The sequence below is a fragment of the Corallococcus sp. CA041A genome (assembly GCF_003612075.1).
GTDB lineage: Bacteria > Myxococcota > Myxococcia > Myxococcales > Myxococcaceae > Corallococcus > Corallococcus exiguus.
The window spans coordinates 44,696-52,302 of record NZ_RAWF01000024.1 but is presented as its reverse complement, the minus strand read 5'-3'; the positions used below and the strand labels follow the sequence as shown (position 1 = coordinate 52,302).

4 protein-coding genes and 1 pseudogene are annotated in these 7,607 nt (G+C 69.3%); all 5 read right to left on the bottom strand.

The features are described 5' to 3' along the window. Nucleotides 1–679: pseudogene (locus D7V77_RS07040) on the bottom strand (DUF2380 domain-containing protein); the annotation flags it as partial. A gap of 211 nt (nucleotides 680–890) precedes the next feature. After that, the gene (locus tag D7V77_RS07035) at nucleotides 891–2,147 is read right to left on the bottom strand and encodes a protein kinase (RefSeq protein ID WP_120575494.1); all 1,257 of its coding nucleotides are present in this window, start codon (nucleotides 2,145–2,147) and stop codon (nucleotides 891–893) included. A gap of 173 nt (nucleotides 2,148–2,320) precedes the next feature. Beyond that, nucleotides 2,321–4,144 (bottom strand): serine/threonine-protein kinase, encoded by a 1,824-nt coding sequence (locus D7V77_RS07030; RefSeq protein ID WP_233596737.1) that lies wholly within the window; start codon nucleotides 4,142–4,144, stop codon nucleotides 2,321–2,323. Nucleotides 4,145–4,153: 9 nt separating this feature from the next. Then, on the bottom strand, nucleotides 4,154–5,038 hold the full coding sequence (locus D7V77_RS07025; RefSeq protein WP_233596738.1) for a DUF2381 family protein: 885 nt from the start codon (nucleotides 5,036–5,038) through the stop codon (nucleotides 4,154–4,156). A 259-nt stretch (nucleotides 5,039–5,297) separates the two neighbouring features. Beyond that, nucleotides 5,298–7,577: an RTX toxin gene (locus D7V77_RS07020; protein WP_120575493.1), complete on the bottom strand. Its 2,280-nt coding sequence runs from the start codon at nucleotides 7,575–7,577 to the stop codon at nucleotides 5,298–5,300. Between the last annotated feature and the right edge of the window lie 30 nt (nucleotides 7,578–7,607).

Genomic DNA, 7,607 nt, shown 5'->3' with positions numbered 1-7,607 from the left:
CGCGATGAAGGTCCACGAAGAGCTTCTCGGCGCTGCACATGGGGCAGTTTCTGAGAATGGCGTCCGCGAGGTGGAGGAAGTCCACCCAGGTGGCCAGCAGGAGCGTCCCGAACTGAGCCGCCTGGAGCTTTGGCCCCGTCATGCGCAGCAGGCCCAACTCCATGTCAGTGTCGCCAACTTCCGAGGCCGCCTCCGTCAACGCGGTGGCGCTCCCAAGCGCGCCATGAAGCCACGTCACCTGCTTGGAGCCCTGGTCGAGGTAGCGCGTGAAGACGCCGGTGAGGCTGAAGCCCCAGAGGTCCGGAGGACGGGCCGCCAACTGGGTGAACGCGGCCTCGACGCGGGACAGGGAGCCCTTCACGTCTTTCGTCGCGTCGAGGACTGCCTGCCGCGTCAATGCATTGCTCCGGGCCCCGCCCCCGACAGCGCCGTCTCCCACGGCGGTCACGTCGTCACGCGGCTGCTGGCGGCGCAGGAGCCGTTGCTCAGACCCGGAGAGGACGCGGGGGAGAGCGTTCCATGCGCGCGGGGGCTCGTCGTTCGGAGCCTCCACCCAGGCGGGCGAGGAGTCCTCTCGCGGCGCATGGCTCAAGCTTCGGCCACGCCCATGCGCTTGCGGCACGGAGGCGCATCCCATGGCCATCAGCACCAGGGCCAGCAAGAGGGCATCAGCGCGCATGGTCCACCCCCAGGCCCACCGAGGCGAAGGCCCCCGGCCGCGGCGTCCCCTGCGGCGTGGGGGAGAGCAACTTCGTGTCATTCGCATCCACGCCCCCTGGGCGTGACACCTCCGAGGAGAGCAAAGGACACACGTCTGACATTCAGCCCGGCACCCGCGGGCCCAGCGCTGCCACACAGGGGGAAGGTCGGCTGCGTCGAGCCAGCGACTGTTAATGCCGTGGCAGGCGCAAGGCGCCCGGTCCCGGCTCTGTCGTCGTCTCGTCCGCGCTGCGCAGCGGGTGCGGCTCCGTGCGGATGGCGTCCTGACTCAGCGACGGAAAGGCCGGGACGATGCCGCCCTCGTCCTCCAGCAGATTCAGCTCCTCCAGGGCCTCGCCGCCTTCAAAGAGGGCGGTCTCTACTTCCTTCACCGCATCCGCCGCGCTGTACGGCCCCAGCCGCGCGAGCTGCCCGCGCAACTCCAGCTCCAGCGCCGCCGCTGTCGGGTAGCGAGACGCGGGCTCGCGGCACAGCAGCCGGAGGAAGACGGAGCGCGGCGAGGTGGACAGCCCGAACGCGGCCTCCTTCACGTCCTTCCCGCTGAACACCATGGCGCGTTGGACGGCGTCCTCCACGAAGGGCGGCAGGTTCATGTCCATTGTCGTGGTCATGGCCGCGAGCACGCGTTGGCTCTGCTCCCGCGAGAGCCGAGGGGACTCGTCCTCCACCTTGAGATTCCCCGGGTAGTAGAGGTGTCGCCCCGTGGCGAACTCCAGCAGCACCAGCCCCAGGGAGAAGAGGTCGCTTCTCGCATCCGTCACCGCCCCCACCAGCGCCTCGGGTGAAGCGTAGATGACTTCTCCTGGAGGACGCGGCAGCGTCGTAGCGAGGCGCCCTTGCAGACTGGAGCAAGCGACGCCGAAGTCCGTCAGCACCACGCCCCCACCAGGCCGCAGGCGGATGCAACCGGGGTTGATGTCCCGGTTGACGATGCCCAGCGAGTTGCCCGCGTCGTCCGTGCGGGTGTGTGCATGCGCAAGGGCCGCCGCCACCTCCGCGCCCACGTAGAGGACGAAGGCCTCGGAGAAGTAGCGCCCGCGCAGCTGAGCGATGGTGAGGAGGGTGTCCAGGCTGAAGCCTTCCACGCACTCCATGACGGCGCCCAGGCCTCGTGCCTCTCCAAACTTCATCTCGAAGAGGCCATGGACGCGGGCGATGTTGGGGTGCTGGAGGAATTGCGCCAGCCGCACCTCCTCTTCCAGCCGCGCCCGCGCCCGCTGGAACTTCTCCGGCGCGGCCCCTTCCGGCAGGGGCACGCACTTCACGAGGACCTTCCCCCTGTAGCCGGAGGGCGTTCGGGGCCGGGCGAAGAGGACTCGCTCGCCATTGCGGCCAATGCCCAGCTCCTGGAAGAACTCGTAAGCGGTTCCCGCGTGGGAAAAGAGGACCGTGCCCCCGGCGAGCCGGGAGTCAGCACCACTGGACATGAAGGGGGCTCCTGAATGCCCGCGCGAGGGAGCCGCGCAAAGGCAGACGGAAAGCTACCTCCGGCTGCCTCCACGCGTGAACGACGCTACGGGTCATCTAGTTCGAATTTCCCTGCTATCCCCGGAATGGCCTCCGCAGCGACGGAAACGCAACGAGTCTTTACGTTCCAGACTCAGGGCCAGCGGTCCATGGAATAGGCATACCCGACACGAGAGTAGACAACTGCCCCCGGCTTGGAGCCCTCCCAAGCTCCCTCGGGGCCCTCATCCCCAATGGCAAAGCACACCGGCAGCGTGCGTCCGTCCGGGAGGTGCGCTTCGGTGTAGCGGGCCAGCAGGAACGTCCCGTCTCCCGTCCACAACCGGCCGGAGAACACCGTTCCCTTGGGGATGGTGCGATTGCCCTTGAAGACAACGCCTGTCACGGGGCCATCCCTGAAGACCCCCAAATCACCAGGATCGCCCGGCTGGCTCCTGTCGATGGTGACCTGCACAGAAGAACGGTTCGGCATCAGATCGAGCCCTCCATTTCCAGTTCCTCGGAACATGGCGTTGCGTGCTTCCTCGGGGCACGCTCCTGATTCAGGACGCACCTGGGAGCTGCTAGGGCAGCCGAGTTGCAGGGCGACGGCGGCGCTCGCCGCAGCACACTTCGCGAGGAACTCCGCCCTGGTGCTGGAGGTGGAGTCCTTCTTGGACGGGCTTGCGACGATGGGAGCACGCTTCACGGCGGAGCTTTCCTTCCGGACAGAATCGAGTGGGGGCAAAGCTACCCCAGGGGACGACGCAGCCAGCATGTCGCCCGCGTCAGGCGAGGGGCCCGCATCCTGGAGGGACATGGGTCCTGGAACGAGGGAGGCAACTCCCGCATCCCCAGGCGAAGTGGGCGCGGGCGGATGCTCAACGTCCTCACTGGAGACAGAATGCGACGCAGGACGCAGCCACATGAAGGCCCCCGCCACGGCCGCCACGACGAGGAGCGCCACTCCGGCATCCACGGCGCGGGCCCGCCTCACGCGGCGGGCGGGGGGCGTTTCCTCATCCGTGTTGGAGGCGGGAGCGGTAGGGGGCTTCAAGGAGGGGACGTGGACGGGAACGGTCCATTCCGGTCCCGCTTCGCCCGCGAGGGCCGCCAACTCGCGGCGCATCACCTCCGCCGTGGGGGGGCGCTGCTCGGGCTCGCGCGCGATGAAGCGCATCGCCACGTCACTGAGTCCCGCCGGCACCCGCGCGTTCAACTCCCGGGCGGACCTGGGCACCCAGCGTCCCTCCACGGCCGCCTTCGGGGAACCGCTCGCGGGCTCCGCCGTCGTCAGCACGTCATAAAGGCAGACGCCCAGCGCGTAGACGTCATCCGTCACCTTGAACTCATAGCGCGCGCCCCGCTCGTCTCCATGCTCCTTGAAGAAGCGCGCAGCCTCGGGCGAGCGATAGCGCCGGGTGCCGGGCGGCAGGGGCGCATCCGTCAAATCCTCGGCGTGCGTGTAGTCGCCTGCGCTGAAGTCGAGGATGGCGGGCTCGCCGTCCTTGGCGCGCACCATGATGTTGGCGAGCTTCAAGTCGCGGTGGAAGACGCCGCGCCCGTGCATGTAGTCCATGGCGCCCGCGAGCTTCTCGAAGACGCGGACCACCTCCTGGGCCGTGGGGTGCACCCGCTCCACCCACTCCGCCAGGGTGTAGCCCTCTACGAAGGTGAGCAGAACGTAGAGCCACCCTGTTTCGAAGTCCGGGAAGCGACCGTGACCGTGCACGCCGACGATGTTCGGGTGCGTCAGGTGAACGAGGCAGCCCAGCTCACGCTTCAACCGTGCGTCCGCCTGCTCCGCGTCGCCGCTCCCGGGCCGGTGCATCGCGATCTTCATCGCGAAGTGGCGGCCGTTCATCTCCACGCGATAGACGGCACCATAGGTGCCCGCGCCCAGCAGCTTCACCACGCGCCAGCCGTGAATCATGTACCCGGGCGGGAGCTGCGCGGGGTGGTGAATGACCGTCAACATGACCAACCTCTACAGCGCGACAGATGGAACGAGAAGAGGACGCGTGCCCGTGGCATCCACCAACTCCAAGCGGAACAACGTACCCGCATCCCAGGCAGGCACCTTCGTCTCCACCACAACGGTGCCAACCTCTCCGGGCCCAATCTGCGGCTGCTTCATGTGAACGCCGAGCACCTGCACCGGCACACCGCCCGTTGAATGGGTGAGACGCGCTTCCGTGGGCGTCCAAGGTGTCTTTCCGTAGTTCTTCACCTCCACGGACACCACTCTCCAGGCAGACGCGCGAAGGCTGAGGCCGTCCATGACACGCAGTGAGGACTGCATCTCCGTCTCGGGCTGAAGGCCAACGTTCCTGGCCGATACCCCGTCCGCGCCGAGAAGCCCCGCCAGAGCGAGAGCCGCAGGGCTACCCGCATCGCCGCGTGCACGGAGTGCGGCAAGCTCGGCCTCCTTCGCCGCAAGCTGGGCGCGCACCTCGGACAACTCCGCCTGAAGCGCCTCGGGGGCCAGTGGACGACGGGATACTTCCACGCGGGTGTCCACCACGGCTGGGTGAGACACGAGAGCGAAGACCGCATGCTCGGGGAAGGCTCCATCCGCGAAGCGCACGCGGAGCATCAGATGCTCACCCGCGCCCAGCTCCACCACCGGCTCCAGGTTGATGGAGCGCTCGCCCACGTCTACGAGCTTGAAGCGAGTGCGGCCCTCCAGTTCCATGGAGGCCCGGTCCAGCGCCGAATCGAGGACGAGGGTCGTCAGGATGCCCGCCGCGACTGGAACCTCCAGGATGGGCTCACCAGGGCGAGGGAGCACAACCCGCCTATCCCTGCGCTCGCGAACAGATGATGCTGACTGAGCCTGGGCCGCCGTGAAGAGAAGCAGTCCCCCAAGCACCAGGGGCAGGTTCAACGCGGAGAAGGAGAAGGGCAAGCGGGACGGCCTCCGCCCGAGAAACTACCAGACCAGAAGGAATCACAGGCCTGGAAGCTCCGCTTCCGGTCCACGCGCGCGGGGGGCCGTTCCACGGGCAGGTGCTCCTCATTCAGCTCCTGCGTCACGTCATCGCCCCCTGTGTCCGGCACCCCGCTCCGGAAGCGCCCGCCCGGGCCTGGAGGGCAGGCCGCAAGGCATCAGGGCCCTCCCGTGCGCGGTGTCAGGGCGACACGAGGAGGATGCCCCCGGCGAGCGCGGGTGCCTCGTCATCGCCGATGGCGCGCATGTGGCCGTAGCCGAGCTGTCCGGAGGTGTTGAAGCCCCAGCACAGCGCACGGCCGGAGGAGAGCACTGCGCACGTGTGCTGGCCGCCCGCGGTGACGGAGGTGGCGGGAGCGCCGCCCACGTCGATGAACGCGGTGCCGGGAGCGGAGAGGGAACGAGTGTTGGCGTATCCCAGCCGTCCCCGGGCGCCGTTGCCCCAGCACTGGAGTTGGCCGGACTCGAGCAGGGCGCAGGTGTGCTGCGCACCGGCTGCGACCTGGACGGCGCGGAGGCCCGAGCCCAACGTCACGGCGGTAAGGGGCGTGGCGTAGTCGGGGTTGCCGTTGCCCACCTGTCCGTAGGCGTTGGCGCCCCAGCAGCGCAGGGCGCCGGTGTCCAGCAGGGCGCAGGTGTGGTTCGTGCCCAGGGCCAGCTGCACGGCGGTGCCGCCCACGTCCACGTCACCCGCTGACGACGGCAACTCGGTGTCACCGACATCATCATCACGGTTGTAACCCAGTTGTCCGTAGGCGTTGGCGCCCCAGCAACGTGGGCGGCCGGAGAAGAGCAGGGCGCAGGTGTGGTCGCCGCCCGCGACCAGGTCCTGCACGGGAGCGCCGACGGGGACGTCGGTGGTGGGCGGAGGCTCGTTGTCGCCCAGGGTGTCGGTGTGGCCCAGGCCCAGCTGTCCGTGGGTGTTGTCGCCCCAGCAGCGCACGTGGCCGGAGGAGAGGAGCGCGCAGGTGTGGCGGTCGCCCGCGGTGATGCGCAGCGCGCGTGCGCCGCCCAGGTCGACGGTGCCCACGCTGGCGATGGGTTCGTCGTCGCCGATGGTGCGCGTATGGCCCAGGCCGAGCTGTCCGGAGGCATTGGCGCCCCAGCAGCGCACGCGCCCGGTGGAGAGCAGGGCGCAGGTGTGGCCCAGGCCGGTGGCCAGCTGCACGGCCTTCTCGCTGGGAGCGAGGGGCACGGGGCCCTTCGACGCGGGCGTCTCGTCGTCGCCGACGTTGGCGGTACCGGTGTAGCCGAGCCGGCCCTGCGCGCCGCTGCCGAAGCAGCGCACGGAGCCGTCGTTGAGCAGGGCGCAGGTGTGGCTGTCCCCAGCGCGGAGCTGGGCGACGTCGGTGGGGCCGCCGGTCTGCACGGGAGCGTCGGGGAACTGCTGCGCGCCCAGGCGGTAGGTGGCGGTGGTGCGGGCCCCGGCGGCGTCGGTGACCTGGAGGGACAGCCGGCCCTGGAGCGAGGGTGCGTAATGCTGGAGGACGGTGGGGTTGGCCTGGGTGGTGAAGCCCGGAGCGGGCGTCACGGGCGCGTCCGGGATGAAGTTCCACGCGTAGTCGAGCGTGCGGGCGGGTTGATCATCCGACACGGTGGCGGACCACGCGACCTCGGAGGTGCCCGCGAGGCGGGACGCGGCCAGCCCCTGGATGACGGGCGCGAAGAGGATGCGCACGGTGGTGCCCAGCGAGTCCGTGGATTGATCCGCGGGAAGGACGCGCGTCACGAACGTGGTGCTGACCGAGTGCCCCGCCGGGTTCGTGACGGTGAGCGAGTGCGTGTAGTCCGTGGGGCTGGGGATGCCGAAGGGCGGCAGGTAGCGGGCGACGAAGGCGCCGGAGGTCCCGGTGAGCGTGAACGTCCCGCTGGAGGGCACGAAGGCGCCGCCGTCGTTCGCGGCGGTGAGGGCGAAGGTGAGGGACTCGCCGGAGGTGGCCTCGACGAAGAAGGTGACGGTGGCGGGCTGGCCGAAGACGAGCTCACCGGGGAGCTGGATGCGGGGGATGCGCGGCAGGGTGATGGGCGCGCCGTCGTTGGTGGGCGCCAGCGTGATGGCCACGGACTCCCGGTCCGCGATGAGCGTCTGCGTGGTGCTGCCCTGGAAGAGGAGCGCGCTGTTCCCGTCGTAGGCCCGCGCGATGAAGGTGAGGGATTGATGGCGCGGCAGGGACGGCATGGTGCCGGACCACCCGGAGGGGGAGGGCACCAGGTCGAAGTTGGAGAACAGCGCGCTGTGGCTGGCCGCGTCCTCCACGTCGATGCGGATGCGGGTCACGTCCGCGAAGGAGAAGCCCAGCGCGCGCCGGGTCTGGGATTGGGAGCCGGTGCTGTCCGCCGTGATGTTGAACGTCACCGCGGATGTGGGCTCCAGAGGTGTGTCACCCGTGGACGACGGAGCGGTGCACGCGGCGGCGGTGCACAACAGCAGGAACGTGAGGGCGGCGGCAGGCTTCGTCATGGCTCACACGGGAAGACGGCGAAGCGGGCG